Source organism: Actinomadura luteofluorescens (assembly GCF_013409365.1).
Lineage (GTDB): Bacteria > Actinomycetota > Actinomycetes > Streptosporangiales > Streptosporangiaceae > Spirillospora > Spirillospora luteofluorescens.
Genome location: NZ_JACCBA010000001.1, coordinates 6,822,537 through 6,841,703, shown reverse-complemented (window position 1 = coordinate 6,841,703; position 19,167 = coordinate 6,822,537). Strand labels below are relative to the sequence as shown.

Annotated in this window: 14 protein-coding genes; 6 read left to right on the top strand and 8 right to left on the bottom strand. The window is 74.8% G+C overall.

The annotated features are described in order from the left end of the window. Window positions 1–14: 14 nt before the first annotated feature. Both BJY14_RS31800 and BJY14_RS46795 read left to right on the top strand, forming a co-directional pair. The gene (locus BJY14_RS31800) at window positions 15–1,178 is read left to right on the top strand and encodes an acyl-CoA dehydrogenase family protein (protein WP_179846988.1); all 1,164 of its coding nucleotides are present in this window, start codon (window positions 15–17) and stop codon (window positions 1,176–1,178) included. A gap of 28 nt (window positions 1,179–1,206) precedes the next feature. Further along, the gene (locus BJY14_RS46795) at window positions 1,207–1,752 is read left to right on the top strand and encodes a TetR/AcrR family transcriptional regulator (RefSeq protein WP_179846987.1); all 546 of its coding nucleotides are present in this window, start codon (window positions 1,207–1,209) and stop codon (window positions 1,750–1,752) included. 7 nt (window positions 1,753–1,759) lie between these two features. Here BJY14_RS46795 and BJY14_RS31790 read toward each other — a convergent pair whose 3' ends face one another. The 4 genes from BJY14_RS31790 to BJY14_RS31775 all read right to left on the bottom strand — a co-directional run bounded on the left by BJY14_RS31790 (window position 1,760) and on the right by BJY14_RS31775 (window position 5,632). Beyond that, window positions 1,760–2,179, bottom strand: a complete 420-nt coding sequence (locus BJY14_RS31790) for a hypothetical protein (RefSeq protein ID WP_179846986.1) — start codon at window positions 2,177–2,179, stop codon at window positions 1,760–1,762. A gap of 110 nt (window positions 2,180–2,289) precedes the next feature. Further along, window positions 2,290–2,631, bottom strand: coding sequence for a hypothetical protein (locus tag BJY14_RS31785; RefSeq protein WP_179846985.1), 342 nt, complete (start codon window positions 2,629–2,631; stop codon window positions 2,290–2,292). 24 nt (window positions 2,632–2,655) lie between these two features. Then, on the bottom strand, window positions 2,656–4,191 hold the full coding sequence (locus tag BJY14_RS31780) for a protein kinase domain-containing protein (protein ID WP_179846984.1): 1,536 nt from the start codon (window positions 4,189–4,191) through the stop codon (window positions 2,656–2,658). A gap of 7 nt (window positions 4,192–4,198) precedes the next feature. Continuing rightward, window positions 4,199–5,632, bottom strand: coding sequence for a DUF4407 domain-containing protein (locus BJY14_RS31775; RefSeq protein WP_179846983.1), 1,434 nt, complete (start codon window positions 5,630–5,632; stop codon window positions 4,199–4,201). Between the two features lie 288 nt (window positions 5,633–5,920). Between BJY14_RS31775 and BJY14_RS31770 the strand changes: the two genes are divergently transcribed. Genes BJY14_RS31770 through BJY14_RS31755 form a run of 4 tightly spaced genes read left to right on the top strand, consistent with a single transcriptional unit; the run spans window position 5,921 to window position 11,544 of the window. Further along, entirely contained in the window at window positions 5,921–7,294 is a 1,374-nt protein-coding gene (locus BJY14_RS31770; RefSeq protein WP_179846982.1) for a hypothetical protein, read from the top strand. 29 nt (window positions 7,295–7,323) lie between these two features. Then, on the top strand, window positions 7,324–8,280 hold the full coding sequence (locus BJY14_RS31765; protein ID WP_179846981.1) for a hypothetical protein: 957 nt from the start codon (window positions 7,324–7,326) through the stop codon (window positions 8,278–8,280). 10 nt (window positions 8,281–8,290) lie between these two features. After that, a complete protein-coding gene (locus tag BJY14_RS31760; RefSeq protein WP_179846980.1) occupies window positions 8,291–10,330 on the top strand; it encodes a hypothetical protein in 2,040 nt (679 codons plus the stop codon). 11 nt (window positions 10,331–10,341) lie between these two features. Then, complete coding sequence (locus BJY14_RS31755; protein ID WP_179846979.1) at window positions 10,342–11,544, top strand: hypothetical protein; 1,203 nt, start codon at window positions 10,342–10,344, stop codon at window positions 11,542–11,544. On the opposite strand, the gene BJY14_RS31750 is transcribed toward BJY14_RS31755, so the two are convergent. From BJY14_RS31750 to BJY14_RS31735, 4 genes are read right to left on the bottom strand one after another with little or no spacing between them, the layout of a single operon-like run. Next, window positions 11,537–14,821, bottom strand: coding sequence for an SAV_2336 N-terminal domain-related protein (locus BJY14_RS31750; protein WP_179846978.1), 3,285 nt, complete (start codon window positions 14,819–14,821; stop codon window positions 11,537–11,539). The genes BJY14_RS31755 and BJY14_RS31750 overlap by 8 nt on opposite strands. Beyond that, the gene (locus tag BJY14_RS31745) at window positions 14,821–15,765 is read right to left on the bottom strand and encodes an AAA family ATPase (RefSeq protein WP_179846977.1); all 945 of its coding nucleotides are present in this window, start codon (window positions 15,763–15,765) and stop codon (window positions 14,821–14,823) included. Before BJY14_RS31745 ends, BJY14_RS31750 begins: the two co-directional genes overlap by 1 nt. Beyond that, a complete protein-coding gene (locus BJY14_RS31740) occupies window positions 15,740–17,698 on the bottom strand; it encodes a hypothetical protein (protein ID WP_179846976.1) in 1,959 nt (652 codons plus the stop codon). Before BJY14_RS31740 ends, BJY14_RS31745 begins: the two co-directional genes overlap by 26 nt. Then, window positions 17,695–19,146 carry a lipase family alpha/beta hydrolase gene (locus BJY14_RS31735; protein WP_179846975.1) on the bottom strand — a complete coding sequence of 484 codons (1,452 nt, stop codon included), beginning with the start codon at window positions 19,144–19,146 and terminating at the stop codon, window positions 17,695–17,697. Before BJY14_RS31735 ends, BJY14_RS31740 begins: the two co-directional genes overlap by 4 nt. Window positions 19,147–19,167 lie beyond the last annotated feature (21 nt).

Genomic DNA, 19,167 nt, shown 5'->3' with positions numbered 1-19,167 from the left:
TACGGTTCCATACCATGGAGTATGGAGACGAGATCGTGTGCCGCGTCCGGGACCTCGCGCCGACGCTCGCCGGACGTGCGCGGGCCGCCGAGGAGGCGCGGCGGCTGCCCGACGAGACCATCGCCGACCTGGCCGCGACCGGGCTCTTCGCGATACTGGTGCCGAAGCGGTTCGGCGGGGCCGAGCGCGGGTTCGAGGAGATGGCGGCGGCGTGCCGGGAGGCGGGCGCCGGATGCGCCTCGACGGGGTGGCTGTCGGTCATCTACACGCTGCACAACTGGATGGTCGGGCTCTTCCCCGAGCGGGCGCAGGCCGAGGTCTGGGCGGACCGGCCGTACGCGCTGATCCCGTGCGTCCTCGCGCCGACCGGGACGGCGGCTCCCGCGGACGGCGGGCACCGGGTCACCGGGCGCTGGTCGTGGGGCAGCGGGGTGATGCACGCCGGGCACGTCATGGTCATGGCGCCGGTCACCGCGGGCGACGCCGTCGAGCCGAGGCTGTTCCTGCTGCCGCGCGAGGAGGTGGCCGTCCACGACGTCTGGCACACCAGCGGGATGCGGGGCACCGGCAGCAACGACATCGAGGTGGCGGACGTGTTCGTCCCGGCGCACCGGTCGGTGCCGCTCCTCGACCTGGCGGAGGGGCGCTCGCCCGGGTCCCTCGTCCACTCCGGCGCGCTCTACCGGACGCCGCTCGTGCCCGTGTTCGCGCTGACCGGCGCCGCGCCCGTGCTCGGCGTGGCCGAAGGCGTGCTGGCACGGTTCGCCGAGCGGACGCGCGGCCGGGTGATGGCCTACTCCGGCGAGCGGCAGCGCGAGACGACCGGGGCGCAGGTGCGGCTCGCGTCCGCGACCGCGGACCTGACCGCCGCCCGGCTGCTGCTGGAGGACGCCCTGCGCGGCGTCGTCCGCGCCGTGGCCGAGGGGAGGTGCGACCTGCGGCGGCGGGCCGGGGCCCGGCTGGTGGCGGCGCATGTCGCCGGGACGGCGCGGCGGGTCGTCAACGACCTGTGCACGGCGGCCGGGGCGAGCGCGCAGTTCGCCGACTCCCCCTTCCAGCGGGCGCAGCGGGACGTGAATACGATCTCCGGGCACGTGGTGTTCGAACCGGACGCGGCGTACGCCCTCTACGGCAGGATCGAGCTGGGCCTGGATCCCGGCCCGGTGACCCTGGTGTGACGGCGGCCCGGCGGAGACAGGGGGTGGGATGACGGCCCGGACGAGGACGGTGCGGCCCAGGGTGGCGCGGCGCGACTGGATCGAGGCCGCCTACGGGGAGCTGGCCCGCGCCGGCGAGCGCGGCGTCGCGATCACCACGCTGGCGGCCCGGCTCGGCGTCACCAAGGGCAGCTTCTACTGGCACTTCCGGGACCGCCCGGAGCTGATGCGGGCGCTGCTGGACCGGTGGGCGCACGAGCGGACCGACGAGGTGCTCGGGCTCGCGCTCGGCAGCACCGCCGACCCGCGCGAGCGGCTGCGCCGCATCGAGGCGCTCGGCCGCGAGGTCGCGCCCATCGACCGGGCGATGCGGCTGTGGGCCCAGGAGGAGCCCGCGGCGGAGGAGGCGGTGCGGCACGCCGACCGGGCGCTGCTCGGCCACATCGCCGCATGCCTGGAGGACCTTGGCTTCGAGGCGGAGGAGGCGCGCCTGCGGGCGCGGCTGATGCTGCGGTTCTGGGCCGGCGGCTACCTCGTCCCCGAGGCCGGACCCGACCCGCGCGAACGCGTGCTGGAGATCCTCCTGGCTCCCTAGCCGGGCCTCACTCCCGGCGGACGAAGCCGTGCCGCGCGAGCACCTCGGCGAACTGCCGCCCGGCCGGGGTGAGCTCCTTGCCGAGGCCGCGGCACGCGGCGCAGCGCTCCTCCTCCGGCTCGTCCGGGCGGGCCCGCATGTGATCGTCGATGGCGCGTTCGACGGCGGTCACGATGGCGGGCTCGGCGTGCTCGGGCGCGGCGGCGGGCGGGGCGGCGGGCGGGGCGCCCGGGACGGGGCGCAGCTCGTGGGCGCGGCGGGCGGCCTGGGCGACCGCGATCAGCTCGCCGGCCCGCCGGTGCCAGGAGAGCCACTGCCCGTTCGGGGTGCTGCCCGTCCCCCCGCACTCCGCGCAGTCGTCCTCCAGCGCCTCCAGCAGCCGTGACAGGAACCCGGCGCTCGCCGCCCGGTCACCCACTCCGGTCACCCCGCGCAGGCTTCACGAATCCCTGTCCATTCACGTCGCGTCGGCCGGGCCCCGCGGGGCCCCACTCCCTCGTACGCGCGGCGTGCCCGCCGGGTTCGGATCCGCGCCGGTCATCGCGTCGCCTTGATCAGCTCGACGCAGATGCGGAACAGCAGGCTCGCCAGGGCGAGCGCCAGCCCGCACATGACGGCGACCCGGAGCCAGACGCCGTCGTGGAGCGCGCCCGCCAGGACGAGGAAGCACAGCGCCGTCGTCACGACGATGGCGCCGGCCGCGGTGAAGCCGTAGATCCGCACCCGGGGCTTGGTCCAGAACCGGACGCCGTTCGCCGGGTCGTCGCGGCGGGTCACGCGGTGCTCGCCGCGCAGCTCCTGCAGGTACCTCGACTCCCAGATGAGCGCCAACAGGAGGACGGGCAGCACCTGGGCCATCGTCGCGTAGAAGTCCCGCATGTCGTTCTCCTCACTCGGGGGTGCTCACGGCAGCCGGTCGACCCGCGCCCGGACCGCGGGGGTGAGCCTTCGCAGCAGGACGGCGGCCCGGTCGCCGGGGAGCCCCCGCAGCAGGGCCGCGATGGTCGGCGGGGGGACGTATCCGAGGGCCCCGGCGGCGCGCGGCACCGGCATCGCGGCGAGCAGGCGCGCCCCCTCGGACGGCGGCAGCGCCCCGAGCACCCAGGCGGCCGTCCGCTGGTCGGCCTGCGCGACGATGCGCGCCGCCTCGCCGGCGGGCATCGCGGCGAGCACCGCCAGAGCGCGGCTCCCGGTCATCCGCCCGAGGGCGCGGCCCGCCCGCTCGGCGGTGAACATCGGCAGGATCAGCGCGGTCGCCTCCGGGACGGCCGCCATCGCGTCGAGGACCCCGCCGAGGGACGCCGGCGGCAGCTCCGCCAGGATCAGCGCGGCGCGGTGGCGGGGCAGCGCCAGCAGCGCGGGGGCGGCGGCCGCCGGCCCGGCCTTCACGACCGCCCGGGCGGCCTCGTCCACCGTCATGTCCTCGACCAGGGCCGCCGCGCCCGCGGGGGGTCTCGCGTTCACCGGCGGCGCCGCGCTCACGGGGCGTGCCGCGCGGGCCGCGCCCGGCCTCCCGGCCCGCCCGGGGACCTCGGCCCGCCCAGGGACCTCGGCCCGCTCCGCGCGCGGCACCCGCGCCTCCACCGCGGCGGGACCGGGAGGCGCGGGCCGCGGGACGTCCCGCGCCACCTCCTCCAGGGCGCTCCGCAAACGGGCGGCGTCGGACCGCGTGGCCGGGTCCTTGTCGAGGAGCCGGACGATCGCGTCGGCGAGGGGGCCGGGGCGGCTCGGCGCCGGCGCGGGGTCGTGCACGATCGCGTAGAGGGTGGCGGGGACGTTGAGGGCGTCCGCGCCCCGGCGGAACGGCGAGTAGCCCTCCAGCGCGAGGAAGAGGGTGACGCCGAGCGACCAGAGGTCGGAGGCGACCGTCGCGTCGTGGCCCGCGATCTGCTCCGGGGCCATGAACTCCAGCGTTCCGAGGACGGTGTTCGTGACGGTGAGGGACGCGGCCCCGGCGAGCCGCGCGATGCCGAAGTCGGCGAGCAGGACGCGGCCGTCGGCGGCGAGGAGGATGTTCGCCGGCTTCACGTCGCGGTGCAGGACGCCCGCGCGGTGCACCGCGTCCAGCCCTTCGAGCGCCCACCGCCCGATCCGGGCGACCTCCCGCTCGGCGACGGGGCCCTCGGCGACGAGGTCGGCGAGGGTGCGGCCGTCGATGAGCTCCATCACCAGCCAGGGGACGCCGTCCTCGACGAACAGGTCGTAGATCTCGACCACGGCGGGGTGGCCGACGCGCGCCAGTGCCTGGGCCTCGCGCCTCGCGCGCGCGACGATGGGGCCGGCCTCCCCCGGGCGGCCGGGTTCGAGGTTGATCGCCTTGAGCGCGACGCGGCGGTGCAGGACCAGATCGTCGCCCACCCACACGGTGCCCATCCCGCCGGCGCCGAGCCGGGACAGGACGCGGTACCGGCCGTTGAGCGTGGGGTCGCGCCCGGCCACCGGCGGCTCAGAAATCGTCGTCGTCGGTGTAGAGGGGCTGGCCGTCGGACCGGTCGGAGGAGTCGACCGTCCGGGTCACGCGCGTGTCGAGCGCGTTGCGGATCGCCTCGTGCTCGCTGGAGGGCGGCGTCCCGTCGCCGGACGCCTCCGGCCGGGTGCCGGCCGGAGGGCCGCCGGGCCCCGAACCCCATTCCGGGGCGCCTTGGATTCCGCCTTCGCCGCCGGAAGACCCCGTTTCCCTGCCCGGTCCGGACGGCCGGGCCGGGCGCCATTCCTCCTGCTCCCTTTGGCGCTCACCCCAAATATCGTGAACGGACCCGCCGGATTCGCCCCCGAACAGGTTTCCCGGCACTGGAACGATCTTCTTCTTGGCCTGCTGGAGTTCCTTCCTGGCCTCCAGCGCGAGGATCTGATCGTAATTCGAGGTTTTCTGGAGCAGCTTGACCGCCACCGGAAGGCACTCGATGAGCAGGAAGAGGAGGAAGAGGAGGATGCGGGCGCCGTTCAGGACGACGTCCTTGCCGGAGACCTCGTCCAGCGCCTGCAGGCGGATCAGCAGCCCGTGGGTGTTGCCGTTCTGCGCGTCGAAGGACCGCTGGAGATCGGCCTGGCGCCGCTCGTCGGCGGTGAGCCGCTGCCGGGCCGCGGGCAGGTCGGCCTGCGCCTGCTCCAGCCGGGTGCGCCTGGCGGCGTCGCCCGTCGCGGTGAGCTCGCGCTTGCGGTCCTCGATCTGGCCGTTGAGGTCGTCCACGCGCTTCTTGGCGTTGCGGTACGCGGCCTCGCTGGCCGCGGCGAGCGGCCCGTCGCCCTTCCGGGGGCACTGGGGGCCGCCGTAGAGCTGGCACTGCCACTGCTGGTACTGGCTCTGCATCTGCTTGCGCTGGTCGTCGCGCTGCTGGGTGAGCGCCCGGATCCGGACGTCGGAGGCGGGGTCGAGCGGAACGTCGCCCTGGGAGGCGATCACCTGCTGGAGGCCGGCGACCGCCTGGCGGTCGCGCGCGACGTCGGCGCCGATGGCGCCCCTCTTCTGGTCCAGCGCGAAGTCGTCGGCCCGGCGCTGCTTGATCTCCACGATCTGCGCGTCGATCTCCGCCCGGAAGATCTGCAGCACCAGCGGAGTCGAGATCACGAAGCCGAGCAGCACGGCCATCGCCACCCGGGGCAGCGCCAGCTTCCAGCGCCGGCCGCCGCTGGAGGGGATGGTGGCGACCAGCCACCGGTCCAGGCTCAGGATGGCCAGGCCCCAGAGCAGCGCGAGCGGCATCGCGGCGACCGGGTGGACGCCGATGGCGCTGGAGAGGGCGAACCACATGGAGATGGTCGCCAGGGTGCTGGTGGTGAGCACGGCGCCGCCGATGCCCTCGAACTTGCCGCGCTCGGTCGGGCACTGGTCGAGGACCGAGGCCCGGGCGCCGGAGAGGGTGATCAAAATTCTGCGCAATTCGGCCCCCGCTCGCGCCGATGGTTGGGATGGATAAGCATAAAACAGCGAACTCGGAGGGCAGTGTGGCGCAGTCCCCATTTGAAGCCATTGGCCGGATCAGGCCATTGAGGGGCCGGTAATGCGATCCCATGCCCCACAATCGATGCAGTCTCGCGGCCTGGGGGCCGGCCTTGAGTCCGTATTTCCACGGGGTGACGGGAGCCGCCATTGATCGAACAGAGTGGGGAGCTACGCGAAAGCCTTGCAAAAGCGATCGTTCTGCATTCTTCGCAAAAGCCCCTTCTGGTGGTGGACGCGACGGCCGAGGGCCTGGACGTCCACGAACTGGTGCGGCTGGAGAACGGTGTTCCGTCCGGCCGCACCTGGCGGACGCCCTGGTCGGGCCTGGTCCGGTACGACCAGCTCGACCGGGGGGCGGTGCTCGACCGCGTCCCGCGCCTGCACGACGCGCCGACCGTGTTCCTGACCTGCACGTTCACCTCGGCGATGCGGCCGCTGCTGGCGCACGAGTGGCTGGTGGCGGAGCGGCCCGACGCGCGCACGGCGCGGGTGCACGGGGCGCGGACGGCCGAACTGCTCCGCGAGGTGATCGACGACGAGCCGTTGAGCCAGAGCTACGAACTCGTCACCGTCCGGGAGGCGGCGTCGGGGCGGCCCGAGCTGTCCGGCCTGCTGCTGTTCGCGGTCGGGGCACGGCGCGGCGAGCGGGCGTCGCTGACGCTGCGCTGCGAGCCCGCCGGAGAGGACGGCACCGTGTTCGCGGTCATGGCGTGGTCGAGCGAGCGCAGGACGCTGAGCCTGGTGTCGCGGCGGCGGATCCGGCTGGCGCCCGGCCGCTACCCGCTCAGCGCCGAGCTGCGGGGGCCAGGGCGCGTGTCCTTCCACGGGCTGCCCGGCCCCCTGAGCCGCGAGGAGCGCAGCACGGACGAGCTGGTGGCCGCGCTTCCCGCGCGGCTCGCGCGGACGATGCCGCGCACCCACCTGGTCTGCGCGGTGGAGGTCTGCGCGGCGGAAGCCGACGCGGTCGCCGCCCGTGTCTCCCGCGCGCGGGAGGTGATCGGTGAGGTGGCGGCGGGCATGCGCCCGGGGCTCACGGTGTCCCTCATCGCGTACGGGAGCCACTCCTACGAGCGGCGGCCGCGGGGATCGCCGGTGGAGGTGCTGCTCTGGGACGCGTCCGCCGACAAGGCGCTCGCCGCGCTGGACGAGCTGGACGCACGCCCGCCCGGGCCGCCCGGCCATCCTCGCGCGGCGCCGGTCGAGTGCGTCCTGGCCGAGGTCGACGCCCGGCTCGCCGCGCGCGGCCGCACCGCCGCGCGGCCGGCCCCCGGCGTCCGGGGCGCGGAGGCCGAGCGGACGGCGCTGGTCCTGGTCGGCGACCGTCCGCCGCATCCGCTCTGGCCCACGCCGGGGCACCTTCCCTGCCCCGCCGGGACCGACTGGGAGGAGGCGCTGGTACGACTCCGGCACCAGCGGCGCGTGCGGGTCGGCGCCCTGTGCGACCGTCCGGCCACGCGCTCCCATCCGGCGTGGGCGCGGCTGGCCGGAGAGCCCCCGGCGGGCGCGGACGCCGGCGGCCTTTCCGAACTCGTGGCCCGGCTGGGCCTCGGCCCTGACGAGGGGTACCGCGTGCCCTTCCCCATCAGCGAGCCGTCATGACGTCCACCCGCGGAGGGACGAGGTCGAGGATGCAACCAGGACAGGACGAGCGCGCCGCCACGCAGAACATCGCGATGTGGGGGGCGGCCGGCTGCGGGAAGACCACCTTCCTCGCCGCGCTCGACATCGCGCTGACCCAGGTGGACGGCGACTGGAAGGTGGTCGGCGCCGACGCCGGCTCCACCGAGGTGCTGACCGACCTGACCCGGTCCCTCGCCGACAGGCGGCAGTTCCCCCGGGCGACCGGCGAGGCCATCGAGCGCTACAAGTGGTACCTGATCGGGAACCGCCCGGTCCGCACCGGACGGTTCCCGAGGCGGCGCACCGTCGTGGCCGAGAGCCGGATCGGCCTCGACCTGATCGACGCCGGCGGCGAGCAGTTCGAGCGGGGACGGGTGATCGGGCGCAGGCTGCTCGACAACCTCGTCCAGAGCCGCGGCATCCTCTACCTGTTCGACCCGATCCGGGAGTACGAGAAGGGCGACGCGTTCGAGAACCTGCACGGCATGCTCGCCCAGCTCTCGCAGCGGATGGTGGCCGCCGGCACGTTCCCCGGCGGCCGCCTCCCCCACCACCTGGCGGTGTGCGTCACCAAGTTCGACGAGGTCAGCGTGCTGAAGACGGCCGACAGCATCGGGGTCCTCGGCGTCGACCCGGACGACACGCGGGGCTTCCCGCGGGTGATGGAGGACGAGGACGCCGAGCGCCTGTTCGAGAGCCTCTGCGGGGTGTCGGCGAGCGGCAACGCCGAACTGGTCCTGCGGAAGCTGAAGAAGTTCTTCCATCAGGACCGCATCAGGTTCTTCGTGACCTCGGCGATCGGTTTCCACCTCCCGCCCGGCACGAACCGCTTCGATCCGCGCGACTACCAGAACCTGGTCCCCGCCCCGGGCGGCTACCAGATCCGCAGCGGCGTGCGGCCCATCAACGTCATGGAGCCGCTGCTGTGGCTCGCCCAGTCCCTGTCCGCCGATCAGCAAGGGTGAGGTGTCGACGATGAGCACCGACGGGGTGCGGCTGACGCCGGAATGGGCCCTGTGGGGCAAGGACCCGCAGGAGCGCGACTTCCGCCTTCTCCGCTGCAGCGACGTGCGGCTGGGGCGGCACGACTTCTCGGAGATCATCTCCCGCTACTCGCCGGGCACCCACACCGACCTGCCGCAGGTCGCGATCAGCTGGACGCGGCTCGGCGACGAGATCTACCTCGGCTTCGCGATCCAGGAATGGTCCAGCGAGGGCGACCGGCTCGGCCGGGACATCGCGGTCACGCGCTACTTCGGCGTCCCCTACTTCCAGCTCAGGCGTCCGATCTCCTACGTGGACCTCTACGAGGCGCTCGCCACCTACGACGCCGCCTCGGGCGAGCCGATCAGCGTGCCCGGGCTCGACCCGCACCGGATCGCCGCCCGCGCCGGCTCGGACGCGCTGGGGGCGGCGGCGCTCCTGCTCACCCGGTCCCCGGTCCAGATCGAGGGCGCGGAGGGCGTCCCCATGCTGGACAGGCTGCGCTTCCTGGACACCGTGGCCGCCCTGCTGCCGTACCCGATGCGGACCCGGTTCTCGGCGGTGACCTGGGTGAGCAGCACCTCGGAGCACAACTTCAGGCTCGCGTTCAGCAGCCACGTGCGGGAGGGAGCGTTGCCCGTCATGTGGAGCGGCCCGCCCGCCGTGCCTCCCGCGGAACAGGTCGCGCGGACCTACCTGGACATCCTCGCCCGCCAGGGCGACCTGTCCCACGTGATCGGGGAGCTGGCCCAGATCGACAAGCCGATGGGGTTCGGTCACCTCCATATCCGGGCCGCCCTGCGGCGCCTCCAGGACATCGCCGACTCTCCCCCGCAGCGTCCGGCGCCCGTGGTCGGCGCCGACACGGACCCGGCGGAGGTGCTGCGCACCTACGCCGACGCACGCCGGAACGGGCGGCGGGAGGCGGCCGAGTACTGCGTCGACCAGCTGGAGCATCTGCGGACGCAGAGCATCACGGCCGAGCAGCGCGGCCGGTACCGGCAGATCGTCAAGGAGCAGCGGCTGCTGGAGGAGTCGCCCGTGCTCGCACCGCCCCGGCAGCTCCAGCTCTACCAGGCCCTGCTGCAGATGGCGTACGCGAGCACCCTGAGCGAGGCCCATCTCGACCAGATCGAGGAGGACGCGGGGATGGTCCACGGCCTGCTCCTGCGGGCCCTGGAGAACTACCCCTGCGCCGACCCGGTCGTGGACCTCCTCATCGCGGTCAGGTGCGGCGAGGACGGGCGCCGCAGGATCCTGGGCCGGCTCGACAGCGGTGCGCTGGTCGCGGCGGCCGCGCGGGAGCCGCTCAGGGTGGGCCTCTTCGACCTGGTCTTCCGCGAGCTGGCCCGGCGGCTCGCCGAGGAGGAGGACGCCGTCGGCCCGCTGTGGCGGCACGCCTACCTGGCCCATCCGCTCCGCGGACGCTTCCCGAACGACGACCTCACGCAGTTCACCTGGCTGCGCGGGCTGCTCGAAGCGGCCTACGGCCCCCAGCTGGGCGTCAAGGAGTTCGAGGAGGTCGTGGACGGGAGCCGGGCGCTCCAGCCGACCCCGGCGCTGTTCGCGGCCGCGCTCTCGCTGCACGGACCCTCCCCGGACGCCGGCGCCGCCCTCTTCGACGCGTACTTCGGCCGGATGCTGCGGTCGTCCACGCTCGGTCCCCAGGTCACCGAGGACATCGAGGCGATCCTGCACGGCACCGTGCCGGACCCGCCGCCCCCGAGCGGTCCTCCGCAGGAGTCCGGGAGCGTGGTGGAGAGATTCGTCCGCAAGATCCGTCCCCGGCGCGGCGGCCGGGGACGGCATGCCTCCCCCTCCCCGTCCGGGACGTCGGCTCCGCCGTCGTGGGGCGAAGGATCGAGACCGGATGAGCGACCCGGCCGGTCCCGGCCCCGGCAGAACCGCGAGCCTGACTACGACGCCCAGGGGCCCTGGATCACGTTCCTGACGGTCGTCGTCCTGCTTCTGGTGCTCACGCTGCTGGTGCTGACCCTGCAGTGGTTGCGCCTCAACTCCCCGCCCCCCTGATCGGAGGCCGCATGCCGCACGACGAGACGAGGGTCACCGCCGAGTGGGCGCTGTGGGGTCTGGACCGGCGTTCCGGCCTCCGCGGCGTGCTCGCCGGAAGCGGAGGACGGTTCAGCCGGGGGAACTTCGCCGAGATCGTGCACCGGTACCACACGGGCGCGCCGGCCGAGCTGCCGCAGGTGACGATCGGCTGGACGCGCCTGCGGGACGTCCCCTACCTGACGCTCGCCATCGAGACCTGGCGCGGGACGGGGGCGGCGCCCGCCGGCGACTCGGTGACGCGCGTGTTCTGCGTCCCCTTCGCACCGCTCGCGCGGGCCCGGGTGTCCTACGAGTCGCTGTACCGGGCCTTCGCCCCGCTCGATCCGCCCGCGGACGGCGCCGCCGCGACGGTCGTCCTCCCGGCGGGCGAACCCGGCAAGCCGCCCGGCGGGCCCGCGATGGGGACCGCCGCGACGCTGCTGTCCGGGGAGAGCCGGCCCGTCGTCATCGAGGACGCCGGGGCGCTTCCCATGCTCGAACGCCTGCGCTTCCTCGACGAGGTGGCGTGGCTGCTGCCGTACGGGATGCGCGCCCGGCTGTCGGTCTCCACCTGGACGAGGAGCACCGCCGAGCACCGGATCCGGCTGTCGTTCACCGACCACGCCCCGTCCGGGTCCCGGGCGCTCACCTGGGACCGGCCGCCGGACCTGCCGGCCGGCGCGGACGTGCCGAGGCGGTACCTGGCGCTGCTGACGGACTCCGCCGGCTCCGCCGACGTCCGCGGCGAACTGGCGAGCGCCGCCGCCCCCCTGTCGTTCGCCGATCCCCGCGCCGTCCTCCAGGCGCTGAAGACGGCCGTGGCCGTGGCGACCGGCGAGTCGTCCGACATCGAGACGCTGCTCACCGTGTGCCGCGACATGCTCCGGCAGGAGCGCCACGAGCCGCTGGTGACCGCGCTCGGAAGGCTCGATGCCGAACTGCGGTCCGGCGACGCGCACAAGAAGCGCGCGCAGCACCGCAAGGTCATCGACGATCTCGGGCTCATGGCCGACCACGCGAACCTCTCCGGCTCCATCGCGGTGCTGTTCTACTCGGTCCTGCTGCGGCTCATGCACGGCCCCAGGCTCGACGACGCCGCCGCCGAGAAGCTCCTCGGCGCGTTCTCCGACCCCCCGGCGGAACTGCTGGAGGCGCTGCGGCGGCTGTCGGCGGGGGCGCGGCCCGTCAGATGACGAGCGGGAGGGGCAGCCGGGCCGCCATCGGCGGGACGAGCCGCAGGTCGATCGCCAGCCGCTGGGCGTCGACGACGTCGAGGGGGACGGGCGGCGCCCCGCCGCCGAGGCGCCGCCAGGGGGCCTCCGGCCGCCGGGCGGGGTCGTCGCAGATCGCCGCGAACGTCATCCCCTCCCGCGCCTCCAGCCGCCGCAGTAGATCCGTCCAGTCGCGGCGGTTCGGGCACGGGAGGATCTCCGACGCGGTGACCCGCGCCGGATGCGGCGGCCGGTCGCCCACCGTCAGCAGCGCGGTGCGGCCCCCGGGGCGCCGGGGCAGCCTCTCGTCCACGACGGCCAGCGCGTCCTCGACCATGGCCGCGTCGGGGTAGGTCACCGGCAGCGGGGCCCGCTCCGTCGCCGCGGAGAGCGCGGCGCGGGCCGCCCGCGCGTCGGCCGACCAGGCCAGGACGTCGGGCACGGGATCGCGGCGGCCGAGCCGGTCGCCGTAGTCGTGCCGGCCGTAGGCGACCAGCGACACGCTGAGGCCCGCTGGCACCTCCCATCCCAGCAGCATGACGAGCTGGTCGATGCGGCTCAGCCGGTCCGCGACCCGCTCGCGCGCACCGCTGACCTCGACGAGGCAGACCAGGTGCAGGGGCCGGGGCCGGGGGTCGTAGCGGTCGGGGACGGCGGTGACGATCTGCGTCCAGTCCCGGCGGTCGGAGGCCAGGCCGTCCAGCCCCCCGAACCTGACCAGGCCGGGGCGCCTCAGCCGCGCCACGAGGTCGTGGTGCCCCGACCGGATCCGCGCCGACCGGATCGACATGACGCGGAACAGGCCGTCGGGACCGTGCGCGCCGACCGCGAAGGCCGTTCCGGCGTCGGCGCCGGGCTCGCAGCGCACCGAGACCGGCACGCTGTCGTCGCGGAGGGCGCCCGGCGCGAACAGCGGCACGGTGGTGAGCCGCAGGCCCCCCGCGCCGTTGTGCGGGGCCAGGGCGACGAGGCTGTAGGGCTGGCGGATCGGCTCGCGCTCGACGACGCGGCGCAGCCAGCCGGCGACGTCGGCGTCCGGCGCGGTGACGAGATCGGCGTCCGGACGGGCCTCGCGGACCAGCGCGGTCACCCGGTCGGCCTCCGCCAGCCCTTCCGGGGCGGTGCGGATCGCCGCCAGGGGGCCGCGGCCGCCGGTGAGGCGCTCGATCCGCGGGGCCGCCGCCCCCTCCGTCCCCAGCCCGGTCCAGGGTTCGGTCGCGAGCCTGCTGGGGTGCGGGGTGCCCATCGCGTCGCGGTGCACCCGGTAGCGGGTGACGCCTTCCGCGCCGATATCGAGGATCGTGAGCGCGTCGCCGCCCTCGACCGCCGCCACGTGGCCGGCCAGCGCCGCCACGGGCGCCGGCAGCGCCGGGAGCGCCCGCGGGACGGGCGCCGTCCGCGCGGCGGGCACCGCCGCGCGGTCGAACGGCACCGGCTCCGGGGACACCGGTCGCGGGGGCTCGCCCGCCGGGTGCCGCGCGGGCGGCAGGACGAAGCCCTCGCCGGACGGGCGGCCCCCGTCCGGGAGGATCGCCGCCACCGCGTCCTCCGGCCCGGTCAGCGCCGCCAGCCGGTCGGCCATGTTCCGCCGGAGCTGCGCGAACGGCTCGGCCTCCACGGGGACTCCGCTCGTCCCGCCCGGATCGGGGACGAGCGTCCGCAGGTCCCCGCCGACGCCGAAGTTGCGCTGCAGGTGGTCGGAGGCGACGTTGAACGCCTTGAGCTCCTCCAGGTGGCCGACCTGCTCCCGGAACGTCTCCACGGCGGCGGGCAGGAACCGGTAGCTCTCGGCTCCGGCCGGCTCCAGCAGGCCCGAGACGAAGATCTCCGCGCGCTCGGCCAGCCCCGTCTCGGGGGCGAGGTGCTCCTGCAGGATCTCGATCAGCTGCGTGGACAGCGTCGGCGCGCATGAGAGGACCTGCGCGAGGTGCACGGCGCGCGGCGACGCGCGGCGCATGAACGCCGCGAGCAGCTGCCCGTCCCGGTTCTCCAGCCGGCGGTTGTACGCGCTCGGGTGCTCCGCCGGGCCCGTCCCGGGCACCGCGGTGGAGATGCCCTCCGCCCAGGTCGCGCCCGAGGTGAGGGCCTCGGCCCAGCGGCCGAGCCCCGCCGGGCTCAGCCCGACCACGGGCAGCGGCAGGCCGGCCGTCCCGGTGATCCACCAGCCGCGCTCCACCGTGTAGTGGGCGTTCGGCGCCGGCGTGCCCGGGGCGCCGAGCCGCATCCGCAGGCACGGCTCGCCGACCGCGGTCTCGCCCCAGTAGCGCCGCGGGAGCACGTGCAGGAGCGCCGTCGGCATCACCGCGGCCCAGGACTCGATCGTCTCCCAGATGTCCCGGTCGTACCAGTGGTCGCCGACCGCGTCCGAGGCCAGCAGCACGAGGCGGCGGCCGGACGGATCCCTGAGCCGGTCCGGCGGATGGCGGGTGCCGCCCGCGTCGACGAGGCGGGAGCCGTCGCGGCGCGGGAGGAGCCCCCACCGGGTCACCGCCCGGAACGCGCCACTCTGGACGAAGATGTGCTCCAGCTGCGTGAAGGCCCGCTCCCAGATGCGCATGGAGGAGCCGGTGTCGACCACGAGGGCGACGTCCAGCGCGCGGACCGGAGGACGGTGCGTCACGACGACCAGCGGCCTCGGCGAGGCGGCACCGGCGCGGGAGGGCGCGGCCCGGGCGGAAAGGGCCGCGGTGACCCAGGCCTCGGCCGTGGCCTGCACCGTGGCCTCCTCGTCGGGGACGAGCGGTCCGGGTCGGACGGCCCGCCTGAACGGCCGGAGCGCGCGGGTCAGCTCAAGGGCGTCCCGCAGCGGACGCACGCCCTTGAAGCCGACGCCGGTCACCGGGACGAGCCGGTCGGGCCCCTCGTCCGAGGCGTCTCGGCCGGGCGCGGCGTCCTCGTCACCCGCGCCGGCCCCTTCGGCCGGGCCGCCCCCTTCCGGTGGACCGCCCGCCTCCGGCGGGCCGGCCGCGCCGTCCCCGATCCGCACGGAGGGCGTGTCGCCCGCGAACACCGGCTCCACGACCGTGGCGGGCGAGTCCGGCCCGGTGGGCTCGGACGGTCGCCGCTCGATCGCCTCCTCCCGGACCGTCGGCGGAGCCGGGACCCGGAGCGGCGACGGCGTGACCGGGGCCGCCCGCCCGGCCGGGAGGGGCGGCGGGTCCCGGGCCAGCCACAGCAGGTCGAGGATCTGCTCGGCGTCGGGGCCCACGTCGCCGCGGGCCAGCCCGAACTCGGCGAGCGCGCGTACGAGGCCGTCCATCACCGCTCGCCGAGATCGTCCAGAAGGATCTTCTCCAGCCGCCCGCGCTCCTCGGCGCCGAGGTCGTGCCCCGTGACGAGGTACACCATCTCCAGGAGCTGGTTGACGGCGAGCTTCTCGCCCGCCTGGAGCCGCCCGGCGAAACGCTCGATGTCCTGCCGGCACGCGCCGTCGATCTCCGGCAGGTGCGCTTGCACGATCCTGGTGAGCAAGGAGGCGTCCGGGTTCTTGATCTGGAAGCGGATGCAGCGGCGGAGGAAGGGCGGGGCGAACGTCCGCTCATTGTTGCTCGTCAGCACGATGACCGGATAGTGCCGGCGGGTGACCCTCCCGTCCCCCACGTCGTAGGTCCGGCCGTCGGCGCCGGTCACCCGGAACGGGCCGCCCTTGCTGCGCATCAGGGGCGGGATGTCGAAACGGCCGCTCTCCAGGACGTTCAGCAGGTCCCCCGGCAGGTCGAGGTCGCTCTTGTCGATCTCGTCGATGAGCACGGCGCGCGGATGGCCGGGATCGGCCAGCGCCGTGCCGAGCGGCCCGAGGCGGACGAACTCGCCGATGGGCGCGTTCCCGTCGGCCAGCTGGGCGGCGTGCAGGCGGTCCAGGGCGTCGTACCGGTAGAGCCCGTCGTTCACCGTGCTCTTGGAGGTGATGTGCCATTCCAGGACCTCGCCGAGTTGCAGCTCGTGCGCGAGCACGCCGACGAGCGTCGACTTGCCCATCCCGGCGGACCCGTTGATCAGCAGCGGGCGGCGCAGGTGGAGCGCGGCGTTGACGGCGTCGTCCAGGCCCGGCAGGGCGACGAACACCGGGGGGCCGTCGCCCTCGGCGCGGCCCCGCCAGGGCGGCAGGTCGGGAAGGGCGCGCCAGGCCGGCAGCGGTCTGCCGTCCGGGCCGATCCCGCCGGGCCGGGGCCTGCCGTCACCGTGAAACAGTTTCCAGGTCACCGTCGCTCTCCTCCGGGGGGTTCTGCAGGCGGGCCAGGGGCAGGTCGAAGCCCGGGCGGCCCGTGGGGTCGTTCCAGATGACCGACGGCGGGTTCGCGCCGTTGCCGCCGTTCAGGAGCTTCTCCGGCAGCAGCTGGCGGCGCTGGTGCCCCTCCAGCTCGTCCCAGTGCCGCCGCGTGATCTGCACGACGCCGCCGGGGCGGTGCCACACGATGTAGCCGCATCCCGCGGCCAGCAGCCAGCCCAGCGCCTCGGTGCGGACCGTCTCGTCCTCGACGGCGAGCACGCAGGGCCGCTTCGCGTTGGCCTCGTGCGCCAGCCACGCGGAGACGGCGTCCCAGCTGCCGGCCTCGTCGGGCGAGAGGAGGGGCGGCGCCTGCTCCCACGCCGACTCCGCCATGGCCGCGGCGCGGTCGTGCTGCATCTGCCGGACGCCGGGGTCCAGCACGTGCCTCACCCAGCGCAGCCTCGGTTTGCACCGGCGGCTCAGCGGCTCCCTGAAACCGGACGGGAGGGGGACGAGGCTCTGGTGCTCGTAGCCCTCGGTGAGGAAGCGCAGGGGCGCCACCAGGTCGATCACCATGGGGGCGTTCTCCAGCTTCTTCTGGAGGTCGCGGATGAGCTCGTGGAGCTTGGCGGGGAGCTCCTCCGGGGACCGGCACTCCGTCTTGACGAGCGCGTGGTCGATGTACGAGCCGTCGCCGTCGGCGGCCTCCAGGAGGCCCACGGGCTTCGGCTCCACCACGGCGCACAACCGGATCGGCCCGTCCCGGTCCGCGCCGATGGTCTCCTCGCCGAGGAAGATCAGCGCCCAGTAGTGCCGCTTGCAGGACCGCAGGTACTCCGGGGCCTCTTTCTCCAGGCCGTGCTCCATCACCCATGTGTGCAGCGCCGGGTTGCCGAGGCCGACACCGTGGTGCGCCGCCACCCGCAGGAGGAAGGCGGTCAGCGGATCGGGAACCCGGTCGTAGCCCGTCAGCGCGGCCTCGACCAGCAGGACTTCCGTGCTCTGGGTGTCGACCACCCGGTCGGTGGCCTCGTAGAAGAACCAGCGCGCGTGCTGGAGGCCCGGCGTCCCCCCGATCGCCTGGTAGACGGCCTTGGCGCGCAGCGCCCGCAGCAGGGCGGGAGCGGTCAGGGCGTGGTCCTGCGTCCCGCCGTCGAAGGCGATCTCCTCCAGCCCCTCGACGTCCCACCGGGCGGGCTGCGCGGCGAGCCTGCCCGCGTACCGCAGGCGCACCTCGTCCCCGAAGGACGCCCTGGGCGCGGGCCGCTCGACGAGGGACCTGTCGACCTCGCGTACCGGACGGTTGGTCACGTGAAGGACGAAGCCGACGTCCACCATCGTCGTCCCGTTCGACCTGTGGAGGACTTCCCTGCCCTTGGCGCAGGCCTCCTCGAAGCCGAGCCGGCTGCCGAACGGGAGCGGTGTGAGGGCGGTGAGCTCCACCGGATGCCACCGGCCCGCGAGGTTCTCGCGGACGTGGTCCGCGGTGGGCCGCGCGAGTCCGTCCGCGGCGGGGACCCGGCCCCAGACCAGGGTCGCCTCGTCCTGGTCGAGCCAGACGTCCGGGAGGACCACGATCGCGTGGGGGCCGTTCGGGAGATCGAGGAGCGCGATCAGCGGTCGCAGCCCGAGCTGCTGGCACAGGCCCGCGTAGGCCACCGACAGGTCGAGGCAGTTGCCGTGCTTCTCCGTCTCCACCACCTGGTGCGGTTGGCGGATCTTCTGGCCGTTGGGGTTCCAGTGGTAGAGCGGCCCGTCGTAGGCCAGCTCCAGGTCGAGCAGCTGTGCGTAGGCGAACCCGGCGCGTTCGAGCACCGTGCGGGGAAGCTCCTCCCCCACCCCGCGCATCAGCTCGTACTCGGCGGGGACGGTGAACACCGCGAGGTCGGCCGGGTTGGTGGACCACCACGTCCAGTCCGTGCTCATGAGACGTGCACCACGTCGAGAAGACCGTCTCCTCTTGGAGAGGCCGCGACCGACAGCGTGTAGAGGCCGGGCTGGACGAGTCCTAAGGGGATCGCGAACGAACCGTCGTCCTCGACCACGGTGGTGGCGGGGTCGCCGGACGCCGGGGCAGACCCGGCCGCGAACCGGAACCACAGGGTGTCGCCCGCCTCGAACCCCTCGGCTCGGCCCGTGACGGTGACCGGCTCTACGGCGAGGTAGGCGTCGGCCAGGTCGAGGCCCAGCACGCGCTCTCCCGGAGGCGGCCCGAAGTCGTCGGGCTCGGCCTCGGCGCGGGAGGGAGCGGGAGCGGGGGCGTCCGGCCGCCCCGGGAACAGGACCGGCCTGCGCCGCGCCAGCCTCGAAAGGTCGTAGCCGAGCATGCGGATCAGCTCGTCCACCTGGTCGCCTCCGTGCGCCAGGCCGTTGTGCGTCTGGTTGCAGTAGACGGGCGGGACCTCCTGGTAGACGGCGGGGCTCGCCGAGACCGCCGGGACGGTGCCGTCACCGCCGGAGTCCTCGCCGGTCAGCCCGGACCCGGCCGCCTTGGAGACCTCCAGGCGCCCGCCCGGGCGCAGGACGGCGTGCTGCGCGGTCCGCTGCCCGTACCCGATCACCGGGCGGACGTCCGACAGCCGCTCGTGCGGGGCGTTGAGCTCCAGCAGGAAGTCCCGCGAGGCGCGGGCCCGCCCGGCGTCGAGCCCGGCGATCGCGCCGGCGAGCTCCGCGACCCGGGCGGCGGGCCGGGCGGAGCCGTTCCGCGCGTCGGTGACCACCGGGTAGAGCGGGAGCAGCTCGTAGACCGACGGGAGGCGGTGCAGCGCCTCCCGGATGTGCCCGAGCGGAAGCCGCTCGGACGGGACGGGCCCGAGCCGCGGCCCGTTGGCGAGGGTGTCGAGGGCCTTGACCGCGCCCCGGAACGGCGTGCCGAGCGTGTAGACGCGCCGGCAGTCGCGGCGGATGTCGTGGCGGCGGATGTAGTCGAGCGCCACGAGGCCGCCCATGCTGTGCGCGACGAGGATGACCCCGGCGGCGGGGAACCGCTCCCGCAGCGCCCTGAGGCGCGGCGCCACCGCGCCGGCGAGCCGGGCGGAGTTGACCGCTACCGGACGCCGCCAGTCGTAGGCGAATTCCAGATGGTTGGCGTCGTCCAGCTCGAAGTGCCGGCGAAGGCGCGACCGCAGCTTCTGGTAAGGCCCGAGAATCCGGGAAAACCCGGGTACCGGAATGGCCATGAGATCGTACGTCTCGACGCCGTCGTCGTATTCCGGATCGTCCAGCCGCGCTTTGGGCAGGGCCAGCCGATCGGGATTGGCGATGGCCCGCGCCAGGGCGGCGCCCGTCCCCCAGATCTCCTCGTCTCCCCTGCGCAGGGCACTTCCGCCCAGACCGGGCAGGAGGACCAGAAGATGCGGGAAAGCCCGCCTCACCGGTCGCCCGCCCCCGTCCGG